Genomic DNA, 22,167 nt, shown 5'->3' with positions numbered 1-22,167 from the left:
CAGTAACTGTTAGGTAATTCTGCATGGAACTGGATTTTTTTGCTTTGCCTTTGGGCTTTCAATTTACTTCTCCTGGTCCGATTGTGGTGGAACTTGGACCTATTGCCATTCGTTGGTATGGCTTACTGATTGCCTTGGCTGTGTTAATTGGAGTTACCATTTCTCAATACTTAGCCCAGCGTCGTCAGGTAAACCCTGTATTAATCAGTGATTTATCAATTTGGCTGGTAATTGGTGCAATTCCCGCAGCACGGATATATTACGTATTATTTCAGTGGTCTGAATATTCCCAACATCCAGAGCGAATTATCGCTATTTGGCAAGGAGGTATTGCCATTCATGGAGCAATTATTGGCGGTGTAATTGCGGCTGTAATCTTTGCTAAATTGAAAAAGATATCTTTTTGGCAATTGGCAGATTTAGTCGCACCATCGCTGATTTTAGGGCAAGCTATTGGACGTTGGGGTAATTTTTTCAATTCTGAAGCTTTTGGTAGACCGACAAATTTACCATGGAAGTTATTTATTCCAGAGGCACGTCGTCCCCTGGGTTTAGCTAGTTTTGAATATTTCCATCCCACGTTTCTCTATGAATCTCTGTGGAATTTAATGGTTTTTGCCTTGCTACTGACTTTATTTTTTAGGGCTTTATCTGGCAAACCACGTCTGAAAGTGGGAACATTATTTCTCGTTTACTGGGTAGCTTACAGCTTAGGACGCTTTTGGATTGAAGGACTACGCACCGATAGCTTAATGCTAGGGCCTTTAAGAATTGCACAGATTGTCAGTTTAGCAGGTATTACATTCGGATTAGCTGGTTTAGCTTGGCTTTATGTACTCAAACGCCCTCTACCTGATGTTGTTTCCACTTCTAAAAGTGATGGGGTGATGGGATAAGCCAATGACTAATCACAAATAACTAAAAATAAAAAATGCCCCAGAATATTTTCTAGGGCTTAACCAGGGTGCATCTACCAATTCTCTCTACTAGATTAAGGGGGTGCATCCGGAAAGGTAGTCAAGAAATATCAAAAATTGTTTGTGTGTAAAATAGGGTGTTATGGATAAAAATATAACTCAGACTTTAGATTCATCAGTATATATTGTGGGGGCGGGTCCGGGAGATCCTGATTTATTGACGGTTAAGGCGCAAAAACTCCTAGCTAGGGCTGATGTGATATTATTTGCTGATTCTTTAATTCCAGAAGAGATTTTAGATATCTGTCGTCAAGATGCGGAAATTATTAAAACCGCCAATAAGACTTTAGAAGAGATTATACCCATAATGGTGACAGCAGTGCGATCGCAAAAATCTGTAGTGCGTCTTCATTCTGGTGATCCGAGTCTTTACAGTGCCATTCATGAACAAATGCAGCTTTTAGCCCAAGCAGATATACCTTTTGAAGTGATCCCAGGTATCAGTGCTTTCCAAGCTGCGGCTGCTAAACTCAAGGTAGAATTAACAGTTCCCAATTTAGTCCAAAGTATAATTCTTACCCGTATCAGTGGACGTACTGGAGTACCCACAACCGAAGAATTAGCCAGTTTAGCTGCACATCAAGCTAGTTTATGCTTGTATTTGAGTGCGCGTCATGTTGAAGATGCCCAAGCTAAATTATTAGCACATTATCCAGCCCAAACCCAAGTCGCTATTTGTTTTCGTGTCGGATGGCCAGATGAAAAAATCTTGGTTGTTCCCCTTGAGAAAATGGCATATTTTACCCATCAAGAGAAATTACTACGGACTACACTTTATATAATTAGTCCTGCACTTTCACCAGTATCAGGGCGTTCTCGTTTGTATCATCCTGAACATAATCATTTGTTTCGTACATCTCATCACTAAGTAGGTAAAATTAATAGAATAATTGCAAAAACTCAGAGGTTAGGATTCAGGAGGTAGGAATCGGAATTAATTTCATTAGAAATTAAAAGTGTTGGTACAATGAGGCCAGAACAAACCTCAGCGATGATTCAGGATTTTTGTCAGGATTTTTGTCAGGAAATTAGCCAGACTTTAAATGTTTCTAAAAATCGAATTAAGTTAAGTCATTCAAGACAAGTTGAAAGGCTAGGTGTAGGATAGAGATCCTGCATTAACTAATAGTTTTTATGTCTGCTATCCCTTTTGTGTCTTCTGTAGATGCCAGCAATTCTACAGGGTCTAAATTAGTTCCTCCTCTTCTTGGTGCTTCGGTGACTGAGTTAACTACTTGGGTAAAAGAACAGGGACAACCTGGTTATCGAGGTAAACAGTTACATGACTGGATATATAGTAAAGGTGTGCGATCTCTAGCGGATATTTCTGTATTTCCTAAAAGTTGGCGCGAAACGGTTGCAGATGTTCCCATTGGCCGCTCCTCTCTACATTACCGTTCCGTTGCTCCTGATGATGCGGTAAAGTATCTGCTGAAATTGGCGGATGGGGAAATTATTGAAACTGTGGGTATCCCTAGTGATAAACGCTTAACTGTCTGTGTTTCTACCCAGGTTGGTTGTCCGATGGCTTGTGATTTCTGCGCTACGGGTAAGGGAGGATATAAACGTAATCTCACCCGTGGGGAAATTGTTGATCAAGTATTAACTGTACAGGAAGATTTTCAACAACGGGTTAGCAATGTGGTGTTTATGGGTATGGGTGAACCGTTGTTAAATACGGAAAATGTGGTTTTAGCACTAAAATCTTTAAATCAAGATGTGGGTATCGGCCAGCGATCACTTACTCTGTCTACTGTCGGTATCCGCGATCGCATCCGTGAACTAGCAGAACACAATTTACAAATTACTCTGGCAGTTAGTCTCCACGCACCTAACCAACAACTAAGAGAACAGATTATTCCCAGTGCTAAACCATACCCCATCCCAGACTTACTTGCAGAATGTCGGGAATATGTTGAAATAACCGGACGTAGGGTAACTTTTGAGTATATTCTCCTAGCTGAAGTTAACGACTTACCAGAACACGCCTTAGAATTATCTAAATGCTTACGCGGGTTTCAAAGTCATGTCAACTTAATCCCCTACAACCCTATTGAAGAAGTAGATTACAAAAGACCAAGCCGCGATCGCATACAGGCTTTTGTCAATGTTCTCCAACAAAATAACACCGCCGTTAGCGTCAGATATTCTCGTGGACTAGAAGCAGATGCTGCTTGTGGACAATTAAGAACAAGTAACAGCTAATTTCTCAATTAGGAAAACTTTTACCTGTCCCCATCATCCTATCTTCTAGCGTAAATACCTGGTGCATAAGCTTCAACTACTCTACCTGTACGAGTACAGTTAATCATCAGGTAATCACAGGTGGGACATTGTGTTCTGGTTAATTGACTATCTGTAATATAGTGACGTTCAGCCATACTGCCACAATTTGGACAGTGAATCTTTTGTAAAACTTGCATTTTAAAACCCCTGGATTAAATAATTTTTGGAAAAAGCCTTTAACTATGGTTGGTAGAGATATTGAGCTAGGATATGAAATAGTTATGGTTAACAAATTGCAACAATGTAAAAAATTTAAAAATCTTGGGTATCCTTTTCGATTATCCTAGTTTTAATCTTTTAAGTCGTCATGCTTTAGATATATAAATTTACTTTGGCAATGACTTTTATCTCTATTCCTAGTGATCCCCATAGTATAAACTTTGAGACAGGTATGTTTATCTTCTTCAGGAAAATAACCTATATATGTATTCAAACCTCAGCAATCAGGAAAAACTGTATTTAAAGTCACAGAATTATTATCTTTAGATTTTATTTATATTTTTATTTATATTTTATATAAGTAAAGATGTAGTTTAAGTTACAGTCTCAATTCTAGAAATAGTCAGATACACTACTCAACGACCAGAAAATATCACTACATCTTAGATAAAGAATTTAAGCAAAACTTCCAATAATAGATACTACACCTGTGAGCAATATTTGCTAATCTAGTAGTTAGTAATGGGTAATAAGAAATGGGTAATTAGTAATCAGAAATTGAATTTATTAATTACCCATTATTTTTTACAGCATATTTCATTCTTATGAGGTACAAATCATAATAAAGAAACTCTTGTGGGGTGGGCATCTTGCCCGCCAATAATGTACCTCATTACACCGGAAAGTGCTGTATCATCAATGCAATGATTTTAGTGACCATAAAATTGATCCATAGATAACAAAAAATCATCAGCAGCATAGGTGTATGGGGTAGTAGAGGTCGTGGGTTCGAATCCCGTCACTCCGACTGATTTAATATTAAATGATAAGAACTAAGGAACTACTAATTGATAGGGTTGTTGTGTTCCTAAAGGTGTGATAACTTCTGCTTCTACTTGACGGTTAGGTGGTAAAGGAACATTAACATCAAAATTACCTGCTTCATCAATATTGATAGATTTTTGGAAAAATTTGACTAAGTTAACTGGATCAACATTACCGACTATTCTCACTTGGTTACCATTAGCCACAAGTTGACGGATATTCAGACGGGGGTTGTCTTGGAGAGGGACAGGAGGAGAAGGGGATTTACCGGGAATAGTTAAATTTTGAAAACCAGCATTGACTAATACTGTTTTACCTTGGGCGCTAGTAGATACACTACCTTCTTTAGTCCCAACGCCAGTTTTACCATTATCTTGAACACTGACACCAAATTCTGTTCCTCTGACACCAGCTACTCCAGCCGGGGTACTAATTTCTACACGGGAAGTATCATGAGTTAAGCGACGAATTTGCATACGAACTTGGCCAGACTTAACTTGAAGTTGTGTAACTCTTCCACCTCCTGTTCCCTTGTCTAGTCTATTGACTGTGACAATTGTGTTTTCTGCAATGTTAATAAAACCAGTGCCTATATCCATTGCTAGAACTGCACTAGAACCTTGTTTAGTGATAATCGTATCTCCCACAGATTGGATTCTCAAACCGTTTTTTGCAGGTTGAGATTTTTGTCCATTTACATATATGACTTGTCCTACAGGACGACGTACCTCTAACCAGCGATTTACTTTTACTCTTAATGGATCTGCGGATGAAGCATTAACTGTACTTACTAATGCTGTGAGGACAAAAATAAACTGATAAGCCCAAAAATTTTTCATAGATAACACCTTTTAATATTAAATTGTTAAATTTTCAACTGTTAACGAAAATAGACAACTCGTGCATCTAGTCCTTGAGAATTTAACAAATGAGTCCAGCATTGTGCTTGAGACCTATTTGTATATCCTCCCACATAGATGTAGGGACCGAGTCTATTTTTTGTTAAAAATGCGTCATTAGCATATTTTCTGATTTGGTTTAATATTTTATCCGAGTTGCCAGGGACAACAACTACGTAAGGTTTTTCTGATACTTGGCCGATGACAATTACATTTCTGGTACGGATACCAGTCATAGACTGTGCTAACTTGGGCGTGTTTGGTAAACTGCAAGGAGATAATTGACTTACAGCTTTATATAATAAGGCTTGCCAAATTATAATTGTGGTTATGCCTGTAATTAGATATCTATTCACTTATTCACCAATTTCTATTTTAAAAAATTAAGTAGTTAGACCGTTAAAATTGCCCTGATGACAAGGTAAAGTACAAGAGAAAAGAGATTTTTAAAACTTTTACATTTTTTACATACCTCGTTTTTTGCTCCGACTTACATATTTGATGAGGAATAATAATATTTTACAGGTAAGAGGTTAAAAACTTATATTTTCCATTAAGATTAGTTTAATTTTCGTTATTTATATGACCGATAATGGAATAAATCATTGTTAGTTTTTCTCTGCCACGTAATTGGATCTGCTGTACTTTTTGGGTGATAAAATGGTTTTTAATTAGTTGAAATGTTGTTTCACTAACTAATATGTTGTGAGGGTTATTTTCCCTGACATTTTTGTTGAGTTGTTCTAAACGTGCAGCAATGTTGACAGCATCGCCTAAAACAGAGTAATTTAAACGTTCAGATCCGCCAATGCTGCCAGCAACAACTAAACCTGTGTGAATGCCAATACCAATATTAATTCTTGGTTTACCCAAGCTTTCTAACTCCTGATTTAATGATATTAATCTTTCTTGCATAGCAATGGCAGCAGATACGGCTGCTAAGGCATCCTGTTGAATTTTTTCTGGGTGATGATGGGGAAAGGGAATACCAAAGACAGCCATGACAGCATCACCAATGTATTTATCCACGATTCCATGATGTTTTTGCACGCATTCAGCCATAGCGGAGAGATAGCAATTTAGCCAGTTTAATAAATCTTTTGGTTTCATTCCTTCAGAAATAGAAGTGAAGCTACGGATGTCACTAAATAAAACAGTTGCTACCATTTCTTGAGCTTCTAATTCGCCATTTTGGAAAATTTCAGACCGATGATCCCAGATTAAGTTTGCTGTTTCTTGGGAAACATGACGAGCAAATAAACTCATTAATTGTTGTTTTTCTTTTTGTTCTTGCCACTGTACGGTAAAAGCTGCTAAAAAAATAGTGCCAATAGGTGAAACTGTAGGCAATAAAAAATTAAACTTAGTTAAGGAAAAGACAGATATACTAAACCAAGCTAAAGGTAATAATAAGAGTAAGGAAATACGCGTGTAAAGTTGCAAAGGAATGAGTAAAAAACTAGCACCGCTACCAATAATTAATAATAGGCAAATTTCCAATTGCCATGACATTTTTTGCAGTAGTCGCTGGTTGAGAAGATTATCTATGACTGCGGCGTGTACATATACACCAGATGTGGGTGGTGTTTGTTCAAAGGGAGTTTTTAGAGGGTCTTTTGTACCAGTTGCTGTTAATCCTATGAGGATAATTTTGTTTTTTAGTTTACTGCCATCTATTTTTTTTTCGATAATGTCAATAAAGGAATAGGTGGGAAATTTGTGAGTTGGTGCTATCCAATTTATCCAGACAGATTGAAGGTTATTTTTTGGTTTTAAAGGGGGGATAGAAATCAGAGATTCCTGTAATTTCTGAGCATCTGATGTTAAAGTAGACTTTAAGCTATAGTTGTATGTTTGTAATAATTGAATGCTAAAAGAGGGAATTTGATCTAGGTAAAGATAGGATTGACGGGTAATTCCATCTATGTCAGCATTGCTGGCAATTTGGCCTTTAATGGCGACACGATCTAATTCGGGAACTGGAGGTATGATTTTTTGTTGTGAGTTAGGGGCGATCGCCAGGACTACATTACCGCTAAATTCCATAGTTTCGGCTAGTGTTTGGTCATGAATACTGGGTTCAGTCAACAAGATATCAAAACCAATAGCGGCGGGGTGTGAAGCTGCAAGAGTATCCAATAATTGAGTATAGCGATCGCGTGAGATGGGAAACTCTCCGTATTCAGCTAAGGTGTTATCATCAATAGCAATCACAGCAATACGTTGATCCCAATGATGATCAGATAGGTGAGAACGGATGTTAAACAGAAGATTAAATCCCAGCAATTCTAAGGTTGACCAAGCCCCTATCTGCCATAATCCCAGAGAAAGCAATGCAGTTAGTAGGTGAGGATGAAATAGATGTTTTTCGATTTGGGAGATGCCAAGATGTTTGCAGATATCCCTGAGAGATTTTTGCCAAGATTTCATCTTATGTGTAACAAAAGTGATTATATTGGTGGTTAATGAATATTGATGGGGCGATAGCTTCGCTGGCCACAGGCATCGCCAACTTACAGAGTATCTTAAACTAAATCTGTGCAATTTTTCTATCTTGTAACACATTGTGAATTTACGTCAATTAATCCCAATTTTTGATAATTCTGTTTCCTCTTGGGGATTAGAAGCCCGTGTATTACGTTGGTTAACTCTAGTTTGGTTGTTTGTGGGCTTGGTTGTGCTTTTTTCTGCCTCCTATGCAGTTGCAGATGAACGCCAAGGAGATGGAATGTATTATTTTAAGCGTCAAATTATTTGGGTTCTAGTTTCACTGATCATTTTCAACATAATTGTTAATTTACCCCTACGAAAAGTTTTAGGGGTATCACATTGGTTTTTTATACTGTTTTTAGTCTTAATTTTTCTTACGCTTGTTCCCGGATTAGGAAGAAAAGCTTTTGATTCAGCCCGTTGGATAGCTTTAGGTCCTATTCCTATTCAACCATCTGAATTAGTTAAACCTTTTTTGGTATTACAAAGTGCGAGATTATTTGGTCAGTGGGAAAAATTAAGTTGGGGACTTAGATTTGCTTGGTTAGGGATGTTTTGTTTGGTATTATTAGGAATTCTCGCCCAACCGAATTTAAGTACAACAGCACTTTGTGGGATGACAATTTGGCTAATAGCTTTAGCAGGAGGTATACCATACAAGTATCTAGGAGGAACAGCATTAGGTGGAGTTTTACTAGCATTACTCAGTATTTCTATTAAAGAATATCAACGTCGTCGGGTCATGTCTTTTTTAAATCCTTGGGCTGATCCTACAGGAGACGGTTATCAATTAGTACAAAGTCTATTAGCTGTAGGTTCAGGACAAACCTGGGGTGCTGGATTTGGACTTTCTCAACAAAAACTATTTTATTTACCCATTCAAGATACAGATTTTATTTTTGCAGTTTTTGCCGAAGAATTTGGTTTTGTGGGTAGTCTTTTACTGTTGTTAATGTTAGCTGCATTTGCTACTTTAGGATTTTTCGTGGCCATGAAAACTAAAAATATCATTCACAGATTAGTAGCAATTGGCATTACAGTTGTGATCATTGGTCAATCATTACTACATATCGGTGTAGCTACGGGGGCTTTACCAACTACTGGTTTACCTTTACCAATGTTTAGTTATGGTGGTAATTCGATGATTTCTAGTTTGGTAGCTTGTGGTTTATTAATTCGTGTAGCGAGGGAAAGTAGTGAAGCTGAAGTAGTACCTTTACCAATTAATAAACCTGAAAGAAGAAGAAGAAGGAGAAGACTTTAGTCGTAAGGGTTTAGCAGTGCTAAACCCCTACCTTAGATATGAAAATTATTATTTATTTTCCAGTCCTAATTTTTATTGTGGTGCTATTATTTATAAATTTTATTAGTTATAGTCAGGGCTGAAGCCCTAACTACAAACTTTATTTTTTGTCTGTCGCTAGTTTCTCAGTTAAGAATTGAACAAGAAATTTAAGATTCATAGGTTAAATTTCTTTCTTCTGGAAAAGATGGTATTAGTGCATCTGAACTTCCAGTTATTTCATTCATTGCTCCTCCTTCTGAGAAGTAATATATTTTGCGTTCAGGAGTTGGAGCAACAGGGATATTTTCTTGTTTGAAACGTTCCTGAATCATTTGAATTACATCTTCATGAACTCCCCAAAAATCATCTTTCTTAGTCCAACCACTAACACCTATCGAGAAATAATATTCTTCCACTGACCAGAGAAATTTTCCTGGTTTGGGATCTTCCAGAATTTTCGGGTGTGATTGAATAATTTCTACCAATAATTTTTGCACTTTTGCTAAGTCTTCATTCATGCCAATCCGCAACCAAATAGACACTTTACGGTTTTCGCCATGAGTCAGATTTTCTATCATTCCTCCCCAAACATTATTATTGGGTATAACATACATCTGACCCAGAAAGCCTTTAATGTTGGTGCTGGCTAGAGAGATAGAATCTACATAACCCCAAATACCACTAACTTTAATTTCATCACCGATATCAAAGGGTTTGTTAAACATAATCATCAAACCACTGGCAAGGTTACCCAGGTTACTTTGTAAGGCAAATGCTAAGACGAAACTCACTCCCCCAACTAAAGCTAAAATGGGTCCAAGACTAACTTCTAATGCTGTTAGTGCCAACATCACACCAACCACAACACCACCACGTTTGATAACCATGACTATAAACTGACGTAATAGTTCTGAGCCACCGTCAAACTGTTTCAGAGATTTATTAGTGACATTTCCTATTGCCTGAGAAGCAACAACAGAAACAGCTAAAATACCAAAAAACTTACCAAAATTGATCGCCCAACGTAAACCGCCTTCTTCTGATTTCATCCAACTGATTATACGAAGACCTGCTCCTTCAGTGTCTTGTAAATCAATATTTACTATGCTGATGGCTTCAATGTATTTTTTATAGGCTGCTGGATCTCCACCTTTACGTTCTAGTTCATCAAGAACGACTTTAAACCTATCAACTAAGGCTGTTCTTTCTGCTTGCAAGTTCGTAACTGTAACGACGAGTTGGTTTTTGAATTTCGCCTCTTCTTCAGCATTTTTATCTAACTGTTCTGCCGCTTTTTCTAATTTGCCTCCTTTTTGTTTGAGACTTTCTTTATCTTTAAGACTATCAATTGAACCAGCAATTTTTGTACTGCCATCACTTTCAATTTTTGTGTTTTCTAAAGCTGTTTCGGCTTTATTCAGTTCCTGGGAAGTTTTTTTAGCAGCATCTGGGGTTTTAGTCCCTTCTATTTCTTCCATTGCTTTTTTGAGAGATTGCTGGGCTGCTTCTAGCTTTTGAGTTGCTGCTTTGAACTCTGGTGAATCTGGTACAGTCTCTTTTTGCGTAGTTTGAGCTTCTTCAAAAGCTACAATTGCTGCATCTAATTTATCAATCTTTCTTGTAGCATTCTCGTAAGCTAATGAACCAGCAGTTAATTCTTCTCGCTGTTTTTTGGCTTCCTCTAAAGCTATTTTAGCTTTATCTAATTCTTCTGTTTCTTTAGCCTTGTCTATGGCATCTTTTAAGTTATCATCCTTTTGAATATCCTGTTTAGCTTCCTTTGCTTGTTGAATAGATTCCTGTGCTTTTTTGAGGTCTTCTTTGGCTGCTTCTAATTTTTTGGTAGCCTCTTCATATTCTGGCGATCCAGGAGTTGCTGTTTTGAGTTGTTCCTCAGCTGCTTTCAAGGATTCCTGGGATTTTGTTAAGGAATCAGAGGCTTCCTGCTGTTTGTTGATACTTTGATTTTGCCTTTTGATGGCTATTTCTGCATCACTAATTTGCTGAACTTTATTTTTCAGTAAAACCAGCCAAGCTGCTGATTCATTTTCCAATTCTGCTAGAGTTAATGGTTTAAGTAATAATTGCAGTTCATCAACAGGAACGGTTGGATCTTGTGTCGTGACTGCAAATTCGGGATTTCCAGCAGGTGCAGATTGTACTTTTTCGGTGGTTGCTGATTCTGCTGCTTGTTCTTCCGTTCTAGCTGGTATACTCCATAATGTGAATACACAGACTACACTAGCGAGTAAAATAGCACGAACTCGATAACGCATGAATTTTTCCTGAGTTTTTACACAAATTTCATTTTGGTTTATTCTGGCAATAAATAATGTAAATTTATTGTCATTAACATAAATATTAATATTTAAAGAGATTTTTACGGAAGTTTTTGTTAGATAAGAAAAGATATCTTAACTTTTCTTTAGGAACATCGCCAAAATATTTAAATTTTGGTTAAGAATCAAAAAAGTGTACCAATATGGTTTAATTAAAAATGTATGTAGTGTAAAAAAAATCATTTTACCTGGGTGTTACATAGATATAAAACCATGCAGACAATCATCAAATCTAATCAATTGGCATCTACTCAAGTTCCTAAGCTTGATAATTTTAATTTTCAGAATTTACTTAGTTATTTTGAAAATTCCTGGGAAATGGAAGAAGAATTATTTAAAAGTTTAATTAGTGAAGATACATTCTACCTCAATTCTGATCCTTTAAGAAATAAATTAATATTTTATCTTGGTCACTCCGCAGTTTTTTACATTAACAAATTAATTCAAGTCGGTTTATTAGAAAGTCGTATTCATCCCCAATTTGAAGTTTTGTTTGAAGTAGGTGTTGATCCAGAAACACCAGCAGAGTTAGAAAGTGCTACAAAAGATATAGTTTGGCCAGATGTAGATCAAGTTTGGCAATATCGAGAAAAAGCCAAAGCTGCTATTACCAAAGTCATCGAAAATACACCTTTAAATCTGCCTATTTATCCCCAACATCCTTTCTGGGCTTTATTGATGGGAATTGAACATAGTCGCATCCATTTTGAAACTTCATCTATGCTATTGCGACAATTACCTGTGGATAAATTAAAGCGTCCGCAAGGTTGGAATTATGCCCCGACAAATCCTAAAACTCCTGAAAATAGAATGATAGAAATTCCCGGTGGTGTAGTTAAATTAGGTAAAAAGGCAGATGATTTAACTTTCGGTTGGGATAGCGAATATGGTAGTTTGGAAGTTGAAGTTAAACCATTTTTAGCCAATCAGAATTTAATCACCAATGGCGAATTTTTAGAGTTTGTCCAAGCTGGTGGTTATGAAAATCCACATTATTGGAATGTTGAATCTTGGAGTTGGAAAGAATTATATAATATTCAAAATCCGAAATTTTGGATATTAGAAAATAATGGTGAATATCGCTATCGTGCAGTGTTTGACGAGCTAGATTTACCTTTGGATTGGCCTGTGGAAGTCAATTATTATGAAGCAATAGCTTATTGTACTTGGAAAGGTAAACAGCAAGATAAAAACATTCGCTTAATGACAGAAGCAGAATGGAATCAAGCCTTAAAAATATCAGAAGATTCTAGTTTAGAAAATAACTATAATCTGAATGTAGAATTTGTTTCACCTTCTCCTGTGGGAATGTTTGCAAATAATCAAAAATCTGGACTTTACGATTTACGGGGTAATGTTTGGGAATGGTTATCTAGCACATTTTACCCCTTACCAGGATTTGCACCTCATTATCTCTATGAAGATAATGCTGCACCTTTTTTTGATCATAACCATCAGATGATGCTTGGTGGTTCTTGGGCAACAAATGGTACAATGGCTTTGCCTTGTTATCGCAACTGGTTTCGTCCTTATTTTTATCAGCACGTTGGTTTTAGAATTGCTGAAAGTTTGGATTAATTAAATACTTTTTATCACGCAGATTTGCATAGTTAACAACAGAGGATTTAAAAAATGATTGCTCAACCTTTAACAGTTTTAGATCATCATTATCAAGAGTTAAAAGATGATGGAAAAGATGTAATTAAGGGGTTAAGTCAAACTCCAAAAACTTTATCTCCTAAATACTTTTACGATGATCCTGGTTCTCTGTTATTTGAAAAGATTTGTGAGTTACCAGAGTATTATCCCACTCGTACAGAAGCATGGATTTTAAATCAATATGCTGATGAAATTGCAGCAATTACAAATTGTTGTGAGTTGATAGAGTTAGGTAGTGGTAGTTCTACGAAAACACAAGCTTTGTTAACTGCTTATCAAAAGATTGCTGATTCTTGTAGATATCTGCCGATTGATGTGAGTGGAGGTATTCTCAAAACCAGTGTTTTACAGTTACAGGAAAAATATCCTGATATTAATATTCATGGGTTATTAGGAACTTATGAACAAGCTTTAGTACATCTGGAATCAAATTATTTACAGTCACGGATGTTGTTTTTTCTGGGAAGTTCTTTAGGGAATTTTAACCCAGAAGAATGTGATAGTTTTTTAACTCAAGTTGCTCGCACTTTACAACCTGGAGATTTCTTTCTATTGGGGATAGATTTACAAAAACCCAAAGATATTTTAGAAGCTGCTTATAACGATAGTCAAGGTGTGACTGCGGCTTTTAATTTGAATATGCTTTCTCATTTAAATTGGCGTTTTCAAGGTGATTTTGATATCAGTTTGTTTAAACATCAAGCGATTTATAATGGGGTTGACAATCGAATCGAGATGCACTTACACTGCCAAAGAAGTCATTGGGTAAATTTAGCAGCATTAGATTTAAAGGTTTCCTTTGAAGCGGGAGAAAGTATCTTAACAGAAATTTCTCGGAAGTTTGATTTAGCAACTATGGAAAAACAATTGCAGAGTAAAGGATTGAATACTGTAAAAACCTGGACAGATGGAAAAGGTTGGTTTGGTTTAATTCTTTGCCAAGTTTAGATAAAAAACAGTGGATACAACAACTAGCGATGAGTAAAAAATGGCAAATGTAGTTGGAGATAAAAAGGTTGTTCATAAACTTGAACAAGATGCTAAAGCATTCTTCCTAGAACAACTGAATGGCAATTTATGGCCTTACTTGTATGGAACTCCTCAAGATGAGAACGACTTAGTTAGAGGTGGTATCTTATACAATGAGATGTTGGAAGGAGAAGAAGACTATTACCTTTACAAGTATGAAGCAGAACTATTCCAAAATAAAGGTGGTGTTCTCACAAATATGATTGGTGCTGATGCTACCTTTATTGAATTAGGCCCTGGTAGTGAACAAAGTATTCGCCTAAAAACTATTCCTTTACTTCGTTTTTGTAAGAACTTAAAGGGTTATTTGGGAATTGAAATTTCCCAATCTTTTTTGGACAAAGTGTTAGAAGTCATTAGTTCAGAACTGCCTAACATTTCTGTCTCTGGTATCCAGAATGATTTTACCCAGCTAGACAGTTTACCAGAATTTGAAAAACCTGTAATTTTGTTCAAGGGTAGTACAATTGCCAATTTAAGGAAAGATGAAGTTCCAGTTTTCATGTCTTATATCAAGGAATTGGTGGGTAAAACTCACTATGTACTCCTAGTACATGATGCGAACCAAGATGAAGTTTCCTTATTAAAAGCTTATGATACTCCCAAAATGGCAGTGTTTATGGAGAATATCATCTGTCGTCTTCATCGTGATATGAATTTAGTTGATCTTGATCCATTGGCATTTAAGTATAAACCAGAATGGCATCCAGAGTCTCATGATTTAAAGCACGTTCTGACTGCTACTAAATCACAAAAGTTTGCGCTAGGAAATGAAACTGTAGAAATTAAAGAAGGACAAAAGTTCCATACCTTGAGTTCTTTTAAATATCCTACTGATGTCTTCCAAAAATTGATTAGTTCTGCTGGATATAAGCCAGTAGATTTTGTCTTTGATAAATCTGGGCGGATGGCTGCTCACATTTTTGAAGGATAGATAGAATTTAAAGCGATCGCCTATCATCAATTAATATATTTTGATTGCAGGGCGATCGCACATTACAAAAATCTAAAAATATTCAAAAATATCCCGCCCCTGAGCAATATAAATGCAATAGTAAATATATAGTGCAACCCAGAAAGAAATTTTTAAACATTGTTACTGATGCATTCTTAATTAACTGGGATTAGTTTAGTTTTAGTCTTAAAATTAACATGAGTAAAAAATGAGCGAAAAAATGATTATGATGACACAAAATTGGAAAAAAGTATTGCTAATTACAGGAATAGCAGTTTTTACTACTTCAATATTTCCCAGTAATGTAAAAGCTCAATCTTTGAAAACACCAAGAAAAATATTAATAGCCCAAAATCTAGGTGGAATAGTTAGAAAAATACCCCTGACAGAAATACCAATGCCGGCGATGTCTGCTGCAAAAACAGCAACAAATGCTCAATTTAACGAAGCCAGAATTGAAATCAAATCAAAAGGTGATTTAATCTATATTCTCAGAGGTAAAAACCAACAGGGTTTTGAAGTAGAAGTACAAGTTACCCCCAATGGAACTATTGTGCAAGTGGATGAAGAAATTGATCCTAGTGCAGTACCAGAAATTGCGGTTAAAGCCTTTAAAAGATGGGCCCCAAATGATCAACTTCTCAGCATTTGGCGTAGTACCAGACTGGGAGAATTGTATTATCAATTTGTAATTAAGGATTTTTGGTTAGAAGTGGCTACAGATGGCAATAAAGTAGTTATTTACCGCAAAAAACTTAGTCTCTAGGAAGGTCAGTATTCATATCTCAGCGGTCAGTAGTCAGATTTTCAGGCTCATATCAATTTTCATTGACCTTGCAATTACAAATCTGAAAATTCAGATATATTAATAGTTTGGATTTTTTATATGATGTGCATCTTCAAAGTTAAACGATATTATGCCAAAATGCCTATTTAATAATTAAGCAATTTCTCAAGCATCCTGACTCCTGACTTTTCAACTAAGAATAGTCATTGTTTTTATGATTTTTGTGTTAGGTATATATTAATGAAACTTTTCAAATTCAGTAACTACCAGAAATTTTTAACTGCTACTTTAGTCAGTACCACAACAATTCTTTTCACCGCTAACACTGCTTTTGCTCAAGTATTAAGAGGTGCGGGTGATGGATTTGTTCAACCATTACTAGAACGTTATCGCCAAGAATATGAACAAGAAACAGGTGAAAAATTTAAATATACCGCCGTTGGTAGTGGTGGAGGGATTAGATTTTTTATTAATGACTCTGTAGACTTTGCTGCTACTACTTTAATTCCCACTCCTATTGAAATTAATCAAATGGAAGATGGTTTATTGATGTTACCAACAGGAGGTAGCAGTGTAGCTGTTGTTTATAATTTGCAAGAAGTTAGTAGCACTATTCAATTATCCCGTGATCAATTAGCAAAAATATTCACCGGTGAAATCACAAATTGGCAACAAGTAAATCCCCGATTTCCCAATCAAGAAATTGAAGTTGTAACTTGTGCTAAAAATTGCAGTACCAGTTTTATTCTCACTAAATATCTCAACAAAATTACTGGGGGAAAAATTCTCCCTAGTCAAAATCCAGAATGGAAATTTCCGGTATTTTCGGAGTTAACAGACGATAGTGCGATCGCTGGAGAAGTCCGCAGAACCGAGGGAGCAATTGGTTATGTACAAACAAGTATAGCTCTAAAAGAAAATCTATCCATTGCTAGTCTTGAAAACAAAAGTGGTAACTATGTAAAACCCAATATTGAAACCACGGAAAAAGCCTTAGCAAATGTCAAATTTAACAATGATTTTACCACCGAAGATATTCAAGATCCAGAAAATGGTTATCCTTTAGTGAGTTTAACTTGGCTATTACTCCCTAAAAATTATGATAATCAAAAAGTTCTGGAAAAAACCCAAAGCTTATTAACATGGATTTTCACCCAAGGACAAAAATTAAATCAAGAATTAGGATATACCAAAGTTCCTGATGATGTTAATAAAAAGGCAATTGTCGCTATTAATAATCAATTTAAAATCAACTCTGTGGCAGCAATTAGCGGAGATGATTTAAGATTATCTCCCATTGGCAATCTATATGATAATACTCCCAGTGATGTCCAACCCATTGTTAACGTCAATCAATTAATAGATGTTGATTCTCAACATTGGGCTTATTCAGCATTAAATAATTTAGTAGAAAAACATCAATGTCTGAGCGGTACTTCTCAAAATACCTTTGCTGGGAATAGATCACTAAAACGTCATGAATTTGCATTTATGTTAAATTCGTGTTTGCTGAAAATTAGGCGATCGCTTGATGGTTTACAAACCAATAAATTAGCTAACAAACAAGACTTAGCAGTTGTCCAAAGATTACAAACAGAATTTACTTCAGAATTACAGAATATAACTAATAGAATAGATAAATTAGCAGATAAAACCGCTTTAATTCAGGATCAGCAATTTAGCACAACTACAGTTTTAAGAGGTACAGTAGACTTTAACATCATTAGTGGTTTTGGTGATCGAAAAGCAGTTCTTCCTGGGACAAATTCCACCGAAAAATTAACCGCAAATCCCACCTTTGCCGGACGCGCATCACTCACTCTAGATACAAGTTTTACAGGTAAAGATAAACTAAGAACCCAACTGGTAGGAGGGAATATTAATAACCTCAGTAGTGCCATTACTGGTACAGATATGACTCTTTTATCAGGTGCTACAAATACCAGTAATGATGTCATATTAGGAACGCTAATATATCAATTTCCCATAGGAGATAAAGGACAAATTATCATTGCTCCCACCGCTGGTTTTCCTACTCGAATTTTTCCCGCACTTAACCCCGTCAGTTCAATTTCTAACTTTGGTGCAGAAAGTCCCATTTATTCCTTTGCATTTGGTAGCGGTGCAATAGGTTACTACCAATTTAATGATCAATTAGCAGCAGGTATTAGTTATTTAACTACATCTGGAAATAATCCCAATGAAGGCTTATTTGGCGGACAATATACCTTATTAAGTCAAATTACATATACCCCATCAGATCAACTTGGTATTGCCTTTACCTACGGTAATTATTATGCTTCTCGACCAGGATCAACTATTAATGTTACTGGTAGTAAAGGTAGTGAATTTGGTCAATTACCTTTTGGGGAAGATACACCAACTTCTTCCAATGCTTTTGGTTTACAATTAACTTATAAATTAAGTGATAAATTAGTTTTAGGCGGTTGGACTAGCTACTTTAAGACTGAAAATCAAGCTATAGCTAATTTAAATGGAGTCAATTTTGATCCCGGTGCTAATGCAGATATTTGGAGTTGGGCAATTACTGCATCTTTAACAGATTTGGGTAAATTAGGTAGTCAGTTAAGTTTTGTATTTGGAATGCCACCTAAAGTCACAAATAATGATATTCTGCAACGACAAGATCAGGATACTTCCTTACATTGGGAATTATCTTATCGTTACCCATTGACTGAAAGAATTGATATTACCCCTGGATTTTTAATGATTACTAATCCAGAACATAATGCAGCTAATGATACAATTTGGGTAGGATTATTCAGGACTTCCTTGAAGTTTTAATTATCACTAAATTATGGGTTAATAAAAGAATTTAAAAAAATAAGTAAGTGAGTAGTGAATTAATTTTTTAATCAGTTTTTAATCTCTGTCAAACTATTAGGAAAAGACTAACCATGAGACCAAATCCTATCCCCCCAGAACCCGGACAAGAATCAGTTTGGGATTATCCCCGTCCAGCAATTCTACAAGATACTGATAAACATATCAAAATAATATTTAACGGTATTATTTTAGCAGAAACAAATAAAGCTAAGAGAGTCTTAGAAACCAGTCATCCTCCTGGTTATTACATTCCTGCTGAAGATATTAAATTAGAATATTTAATAGCCACATCTAGAAAAACCATGTGTGAATGGAAAGGAGTCTGTCAATATTATGATATTTCTGTAGGAGATAAATATGTAAATAATGCTGCTTGGCAATATATTCAACCTACTCCCAACTTTACATCCATTCAAGAATACTATACTTTTTATCCTAGTTTAATGGATGCTTGTTATGTCAATGATGAATTAGTAAAACCTCAAGCTGGTGGGTTTTATGGAGGATGGATAACCTCTGATGTTGTTGGACCATTTAAAGGTGAACCGGGTACTTGGGGATGGTAAATCATGAAGATGGCATGATGCACCCCAAAAGTAGATAGTAAATTGATTTATTGACTAAAACTTAACAGTTACAGCAGTAATAGCTAAAGCAACCCAACCAGCCATTAATGCTATTCCCCCTAATGGTGCAATTGCTCCCAACGATTTTATCCCAGAGAAGGTGATCGCATACAAACTACCGGAAAAAATTACGACACCAATAATAAATAACCAACCACTAACTAAAAGTGTTATTGGTGGATTTTCTAAACGACTCATCAGGACACCCACTAATAACAATGCCAGAGCATGATACATTTGATAACGTGCGCCAGTATCAAAAATTTCTAGCATTCTTTCGCTGACTTTTTCCCGCAAAGCATGAGCGCCAAACGCACCACCAGCAACAGATAACCCACCAAAAATAGCGGCTATAGTTAAAAAAATCTGTGTCATGATTACCTAGCTATCAATTAGCAAAATTCAATCAAACATCAAAATGATATGATACGCTACCTTCTTCATTAACTTGAAAATTGGCATTAAATTCTTTAGCTTTTTGATCTAAAAATTGTTTCGCTTCCGTCGCTGGTAATTGTGACTGCATAGCAAAACTTAACAAAGTAATTCTACCGTTATTTTCTTGTAACATCTGATAAAACTGTGAGAGTTTTATTTGCTCTTGATAATGCAAGTTTTCTAATTCTTCCTGCATCAGTGCTTTCGCATTCCGTCGTTTTTGCTTATATGTTCCTAACACTAACCATCCCCCTAATAATGCGGTAGGAACACCATACATTAAACCTTGGGTTGCTGTATTATCCAATTGGTAAATTGCTTCTCTGTTAACAAAATCCTTGGCTAAGGCTTCATTTTCTATACCTGGTAAGATAGGCTTGAGGGTAGTGTGTTTTGTAATTACTGCTGATACTGATGTTGTTAAAAACATGAATCCGAGTGTAAGCAGCCAACCAGCAGCCAGTTTTTCCGCCGTCTTCATAGTTTTATTTTAGATTTAGACTTTGCTTGTAATTTTAACTTGATTTTTCTCAGATCCCCGACTTCTTTGAGAAGTAGGGGATATTGTAATTACCTTGTTGCTTCTAACAAACTAGAGAAGTAAAAGCGAGTACGAGTCATGGCTTTTCTTTGAATCTGAAAGCCATTTTTCTCCAGAATTTTCACCACATCAGCCTCACGGTGTAAGTAAGCACGAGTAGCTTTACTAGGTCCAGGAAAGAAACTACCGATTTTTTTGAGGATAGAGAGGAAAAAGGTTTTAGGTGCAAAACTCAAAATCATCCGTGTTTCCGCCAAAGAACACAGGTGAGAAATCATCTCATCTGCTTTATCCTGGGGATAGTGAATTAACACATCTAAACAAATAACTGTGTGATAATCACCACTTAAAGATTCTAAGTCCTTGACTGCAAAAGTCGGGTTAACAGAATTTTTGAAAGCTGCTACAGCGCGATCCTGAGCTTCTGAAACCATTTTCGCAGAAATATCACTGGCGTAAACCTTAGCACCTTCTTCTACTAAAGGAATACTGAGACTACCGACACCACACCCAGCATCACAGATAGATAACTGAGATAAATTGTTATCATCTTTTAGCCAGCCGATGACGGTATCCACGGTTTGTTGATGTCCAGTGCGGATGTCTAGCTGGACTTTGTTGACTTCCCCATCTCCGTAGATGCGTTTCCAACGGTCAAAACCTGTGGAATTAAAGTATTCACGTACTATTGTTTTATCGTCGGCTGCGTTCATAACCTTGACTTTTGAGGGTTCACATTTCTTAAAATTATTATCTCAGGGAAACAGGAAACAGGGAATAGGGTGAGGGGGTGAGGGGGTGAGGGGGAGAAAAATTAGTTCTCCTGACTCCCAAATACTCTACGCTGTTAATCTTTGCCAAGATAGTTGTTTTATATTTTCATCCCAATGCCAACGTAATAGACTAGCCGTTTGGCCTGGTGTGAGTTTGGATAAGTTGATGGCTTGTCTGGGTGCGTCTGTAGCTAAAAAGATGGCTGTTTCTACATCACAAATTCCCCACTGGGCTAGGTTTTGCACTCCTGTTAATAACGGTAAGGTTGTACCGGATAAAGTCCCATCCGCTAATTTTGCTGTGCCTTTTTTAACTGTGATTTTGCGATTATCCCAGGGATATACACCATCTGGTAATCCTAATGGTGCTAGGGCATCACTGACGAGAAATAATCCTTTACTAGCACGCAAAAGTATTTCTAACATAATGGGTGTCACGTGCTGTCCATCAGCAATGAAGCTGGACATGACATCAGGATTATTCATAGCAGCGCCTAATAATCCTGGTTCACGGTGGTGTAATGGTGGCATGGCATTGAAGGCATGAGTTACCATTGTTGCACCTGCGTCAAAGGCTTGTTGGGCTTGTGCTGCTGTGGCATGGGAATGTCCTAAACTGACGGTTATTCCCAAGGAACGCAAATATGGGATGACTTCACCAGTAATATCTAATTCTGGGGCTAAAGTCATAATTTTGACAAGGTGAGCATAATCACCTAAAACCCTTTTCACATCATTCATGGTTAAGGGTAGTAGATATTCCGCCGGGTGTGCGCCACGTTTACCGTAGTTTAAGAAGGGGCCTTCGAGGTGAACGCCGAGGATTTTTGCCCCTGATTTTTGCTGATAGTTAGCAATGAGGGATAGCGATCGCTGGATATTTTCAATAGAGGTTGTTACCAAGGTTGGTAAATAGCCATCAACCCCGGCATCCCATAAATATTGGGATATCTCTTCTAATTTGTGGACTTTTTTGGGTGTTAACTCCGGAAATGCTAAACCCAGTCCCCCGTTAATTTGCAGATCAACACCACCTAAAGAAATCCAATCACCTGCTACATCTAAAATCTGTAAATATGCTGGTGAGACTCGTTTGCAGACTATACCCATGGGCAAAATTTGCTCAATCATGCCTTCTTCATTTACCCAAATCATCTGTAAATCTTGATAACCAGGTACTCTTGCATTGATAATATCTACATTTGAGAGGATGGGAGTTGGTGTTGCTTTGCTCATTACCCTAGCCAGAAAC

At 36.5% G+C, this 22,167-nt stretch carries 19 protein-coding genes; 10 read left to right on the top strand and 9 right to left on the bottom strand.

Going from position 1 to position 22,167, the window contains the following annotated elements; genetic code table 11:
• The first annotated feature begins 23 nt into the window (after nt 1–23).
• The 3 genes from lgt to rlmN all read left to right on the top strand — a co-directional run bounded on the left by lgt (nt 24) and on the right by rlmN (nt 3,182).
• Nucleotides 24–896 carry a prolipoprotein diacylglyceryl transferase gene (lgt, locus tag WJM97_RS20575; RefSeq protein WP_353930616.1) on the top strand — a complete coding sequence of 291 codons (873 nt, stop codon included), beginning with the start codon at nt 24–26 and terminating at the stop codon, nt 894–896.
• 163 nt (nt 897–1,059) lie between these two features.
• The gene (gene cobM / locus WJM97_RS20570; protein ID WP_353930615.1) at nt 1,060–1,845 is read left to right on the top strand and encodes a precorrin-4 C(11)-methyltransferase; all 786 of its coding nucleotides are present in this window, start codon (nt 1,060–1,062) and stop codon (nt 1,843–1,845) included.
• A 266-nt stretch (nt 1,846–2,111) separates the two neighbouring features.
• Entirely contained in the window at nt 2,112–3,182 is a 1,071-nt protein-coding gene (gene rlmN, locus WJM97_RS20565; RefSeq protein ID WP_353930614.1) for a 23S rRNA (adenine(2503)-C(2))-methyltransferase RlmN, read from the top strand.
• A gap of 38 nt (nt 3,183–3,220) precedes the next feature.
• On the opposite strand, the gene WJM97_RS20560 is transcribed toward rlmN, so the two are convergent.
• From WJM97_RS20560 to WJM97_RS20545, 4 genes are all read right to left on the bottom strand, one after another.
• A complete protein-coding gene (locus WJM97_RS20560; RefSeq protein ID WP_353930613.1) occupies nt 3,221–3,400 on the bottom strand; it encodes a replication restart DNA helicase PriA in 180 nt (59 codons plus the stop codon).
• 855 nt (nt 3,401–4,255) lie between these two features.
• Entirely contained in the window at nt 4,256–5,086 is an 831-nt protein-coding gene (locus tag WJM97_RS20555) for a FecR family protein (protein ID WP_353930612.1), read from the bottom strand.
• A gap of 41 nt (nt 5,087–5,127) precedes the next feature.
• On the bottom strand, nt 5,128–5,502 hold the full coding sequence (locus WJM97_RS20550) for a hypothetical protein (protein WP_353930611.1): 375 nt from the start codon (nt 5,500–5,502) through the stop codon (nt 5,128–5,130).
• Nucleotides 5,503–5,710: 208 nt separating this feature from the next.
• On the bottom strand, nt 5,711–7,576 hold the full coding sequence (locus WJM97_RS20545) for an adenylate/guanylate cyclase domain-containing protein (RefSeq protein ID WP_353930610.1): 1,866 nt from the start codon (nt 7,574–7,576) through the stop codon (nt 5,711–5,713).
• Between the two features lie 136 nt (nt 7,577–7,712).
• Between WJM97_RS20545 and WJM97_RS20540 the strand changes: the two genes are divergently transcribed.
• Nucleotides 7,713–8,900 (top strand): FtsW/RodA/SpoVE family cell cycle protein, encoded by a 1,188-nt coding sequence (locus tag WJM97_RS20540; protein WP_353930609.1) that lies wholly within the window; start codon nt 7,713–7,715, stop codon nt 8,898–8,900.
• A 188-nt stretch (nt 8,901–9,088) separates the two neighbouring features.
• On the opposite strand, the gene WJM97_RS20535 is transcribed toward WJM97_RS20540, so the two are convergent.
• Nucleotides 9,089–11,197 (bottom strand): mechanosensitive ion channel domain-containing protein, encoded by a 2,109-nt coding sequence (locus tag WJM97_RS20535; protein WP_353930608.1) that lies wholly within the window; start codon nt 11,195–11,197, stop codon nt 9,089–9,091.
• A 276-nt stretch (nt 11,198–11,473) separates the two neighbouring features.
• On the opposite strand from WJM97_RS20535, the gene ovoA reads away from it, so the two are divergent.
• The 6 genes from ovoA (at nt 11,474) to WJM97_RS20505 (ending at nt 19,103) form a co-directional block, all read left to right on the top strand.
• Nucleotides 11,474–12,838 carry a 5-histidylcysteine sulfoxide synthase gene (ovoA, locus tag WJM97_RS20530; protein WP_353930607.1) on the top strand — a complete coding sequence of 455 codons (1,365 nt, stop codon included), beginning with the start codon at nt 11,474–11,476 and terminating at the stop codon, nt 12,836–12,838.
• Between the two features lie 54 nt (nt 12,839–12,892).
• The gene (gene egtD / locus WJM97_RS20525; RefSeq protein WP_353930606.1) at nt 12,893–13,867 is read left to right on the top strand and encodes an L-histidine N(alpha)-methyltransferase; all 975 of its coding nucleotides are present in this window, start codon (nt 12,893–12,895) and stop codon (nt 13,865–13,867) included.
• 40 nt (nt 13,868–13,907) lie between these two features.
• The gene (locus WJM97_RS20520; protein ID WP_353930605.1) at nt 13,908–14,882 is read left to right on the top strand and encodes an L-histidine N(alpha)-methyltransferase; all 975 of its coding nucleotides are present in this window, start codon (nt 13,908–13,910) and stop codon (nt 14,880–14,882) included.
• Between the two features lie 229 nt (nt 14,883–15,111).
• Nucleotides 15,112–15,669, top strand: a complete 558-nt coding sequence (locus WJM97_RS20515; RefSeq protein WP_353930604.1) for a hypothetical protein — start codon at nt 15,112–15,114, stop codon at nt 15,667–15,669.
• Nucleotides 15,670–15,930: 261 nt separating this feature from the next.
• Entirely contained in the window at nt 15,931–18,495 is a 2,565-nt protein-coding gene (locus WJM97_RS20510) for an iron uptake porin (protein WP_353930603.1), read from the top strand.
• A gap of 113 nt (nt 18,496–18,608) precedes the next feature.
• Nucleotides 18,609–19,103, top strand: a complete 495-nt coding sequence (locus tag WJM97_RS20505; protein WP_353930602.1) for a DUF427 domain-containing protein — start codon at nt 18,609–18,611, stop codon at nt 19,101–19,103.
• A 54-nt stretch (nt 19,104–19,157) separates the two neighbouring features.
• Here WJM97_RS20505 and WJM97_RS20500 read toward each other — a convergent pair whose 3' ends face one another.
• From WJM97_RS20500 to nagA, 4 genes are all read right to left on the bottom strand, one after another.
• Complete coding sequence (locus tag WJM97_RS20500; RefSeq protein ID WP_353930601.1) at nt 19,158–19,538, bottom strand: DUF423 domain-containing protein; 381 nt, start codon at nt 19,536–19,538, stop codon at nt 19,158–19,160.
• A 31-nt stretch (nt 19,539–19,569) separates the two neighbouring features.
• Nucleotides 19,570–20,082, bottom strand: coding sequence for a hypothetical protein (locus WJM97_RS20495; protein WP_353930600.1), 513 nt, complete (start codon nt 20,080–20,082; stop codon nt 19,570–19,572).
• A gap of 89 nt (nt 20,083–20,171) precedes the next feature.
• The gene (bchM, locus tag WJM97_RS20490; protein ID WP_353930599.1) at nt 20,172–20,855 is read right to left on the bottom strand and encodes a magnesium protoporphyrin IX methyltransferase; all 684 of its coding nucleotides are present in this window, start codon (nt 20,853–20,855) and stop codon (nt 20,172–20,174) included.
• A 126-nt stretch (nt 20,856–20,981) separates the two neighbouring features.
• Nucleotides 20,982–22,151, bottom strand: a complete 1,170-nt coding sequence (nagA, locus tag WJM97_RS20485; protein WP_353930598.1) for an N-acetylglucosamine-6-phosphate deacetylase — start codon at nt 22,149–22,151, stop codon at nt 20,982–20,984.
• Nucleotides 22,152–22,167 lie beyond the last annotated feature (16 nt).

The sequence above is a fragment of the Okeanomitos corallinicola TIOX110 genome, from assembly GCF_038050375.1.
Lineage (GTDB): Bacteria > Cyanobacteriota > Cyanobacteriia > Cyanobacteriales > Nostocaceae > Okeanomitos > Okeanomitos corallinicola.
The sequence above is the reverse complement of the archived record's forward strand: the minus strand, read 5'-3'. Positions and strand labels throughout refer to the sequence as shown.

What these genes read in the sequence shown, in the direction of transcription:
- nagA (WP_353930598.1), bottom strand. Translation starts at nt 22,151, where the DNA reads ATGAGCAAAGCAACACCAACTCCCATCCTCTCAAATGTAGATATTATC.
- WJM97_RS20520 (WP_353930605.1), top strand. Translation starts at nt 13,908, where the DNA reads ATGGCAAATGTAGTTGGAGATAAAAAGGTTGTTCATAAACTTGAACAA.
- WJM97_RS20535 (WP_353930608.1), bottom strand. Translation starts at nt 11,197, where the DNA reads ATGCGTTATCGAGTTCGTGCTATTTTACTCGCTAGTGTAGTCTGTGTA.
- lgt (WP_353930616.1), top strand. Translation starts at nt 24, where the DNA reads ATGGAACTGGATTTTTTTGCTTTGCCTTTGGGCTTTCAATTTACTTCT.
- rlmN (WP_353930614.1), top strand. Translation starts at nt 2,112, where the DNA reads ATGTCTGCTATCCCTTTTGTGTCTTCTGTAGATGCCAGCAATTCTACA.
- WJM97_RS20500 (WP_353930601.1), bottom strand. Translation starts at nt 19,538, where the DNA reads ATGACACAGATTTTTTTAACTATAGCCGCTATTTTTGGTGGGTTATCT.
- egtD (WP_353930606.1), top strand. Translation starts at nt 12,893, where the DNA reads ATGATTGCTCAACCTTTAACAGTTTTAGATCATCATTATCAAGAGTTA.
- WJM97_RS20555 (WP_353930612.1), bottom strand. Translation starts at nt 5,086, where the DNA reads ATGAAAAATTTTTGGGCTTATCAGTTTATTTTTGTCCTCACAGCATTA.
- WJM97_RS20545 (WP_353930610.1), bottom strand. Translation starts at nt 7,576, where the DNA reads ATGAAATCTTGGCAAAAATCTCTCAGGGATATCTGCAAACATCTTGGC.
- WJM97_RS20510 (WP_353930603.1), top strand. Translation starts at nt 15,931, where the DNA reads ATGAAACTTTTCAAATTCAGTAACTACCAGAAATTTTTAACTGCTACT.
- ovoA (WP_353930607.1), top strand. Translation starts at nt 11,474, where the DNA reads ATGCAGACAATCATCAAATCTAATCAATTGGCATCTACTCAAGTTCCT.
- WJM97_RS20515 (WP_353930604.1), top strand. Translation starts at nt 15,112, where the DNA reads ATGAGCGAAAAAATGATTATGATGACACAAAATTGGAAAAAAGTATTG.
- bchM (WP_353930599.1), bottom strand. Translation starts at nt 20,855, where the DNA reads ATGAACGCAGCCGACGATAAAACAATAGTACGTGAATACTTTAATTCC.
- WJM97_RS20560 (WP_353930613.1), bottom strand. Translation starts at nt 3,400, where the DNA reads ATGCAAGTTTTACAAAAGATTCACTGTCCAAATTGTGGCAGTATGGCT.
- WJM97_RS20495 (WP_353930600.1), bottom strand. Translation starts at nt 20,082, where the DNA reads ATGAAGACGGCGGAAAAACTGGCTGCTGGTTGGCTGCTTACACTCGGA.
- cobM (WP_353930615.1), top strand. Translation starts at nt 1,060, where the DNA reads ATGGATAAAAATATAACTCAGACTTTAGATTCATCAGTATATATTGTG.
- WJM97_RS20505 (WP_353930602.1), top strand. Translation starts at nt 18,609, where the DNA reads ATGAGACCAAATCCTATCCCCCCAGAACCCGGACAAGAATCAGTTTGG.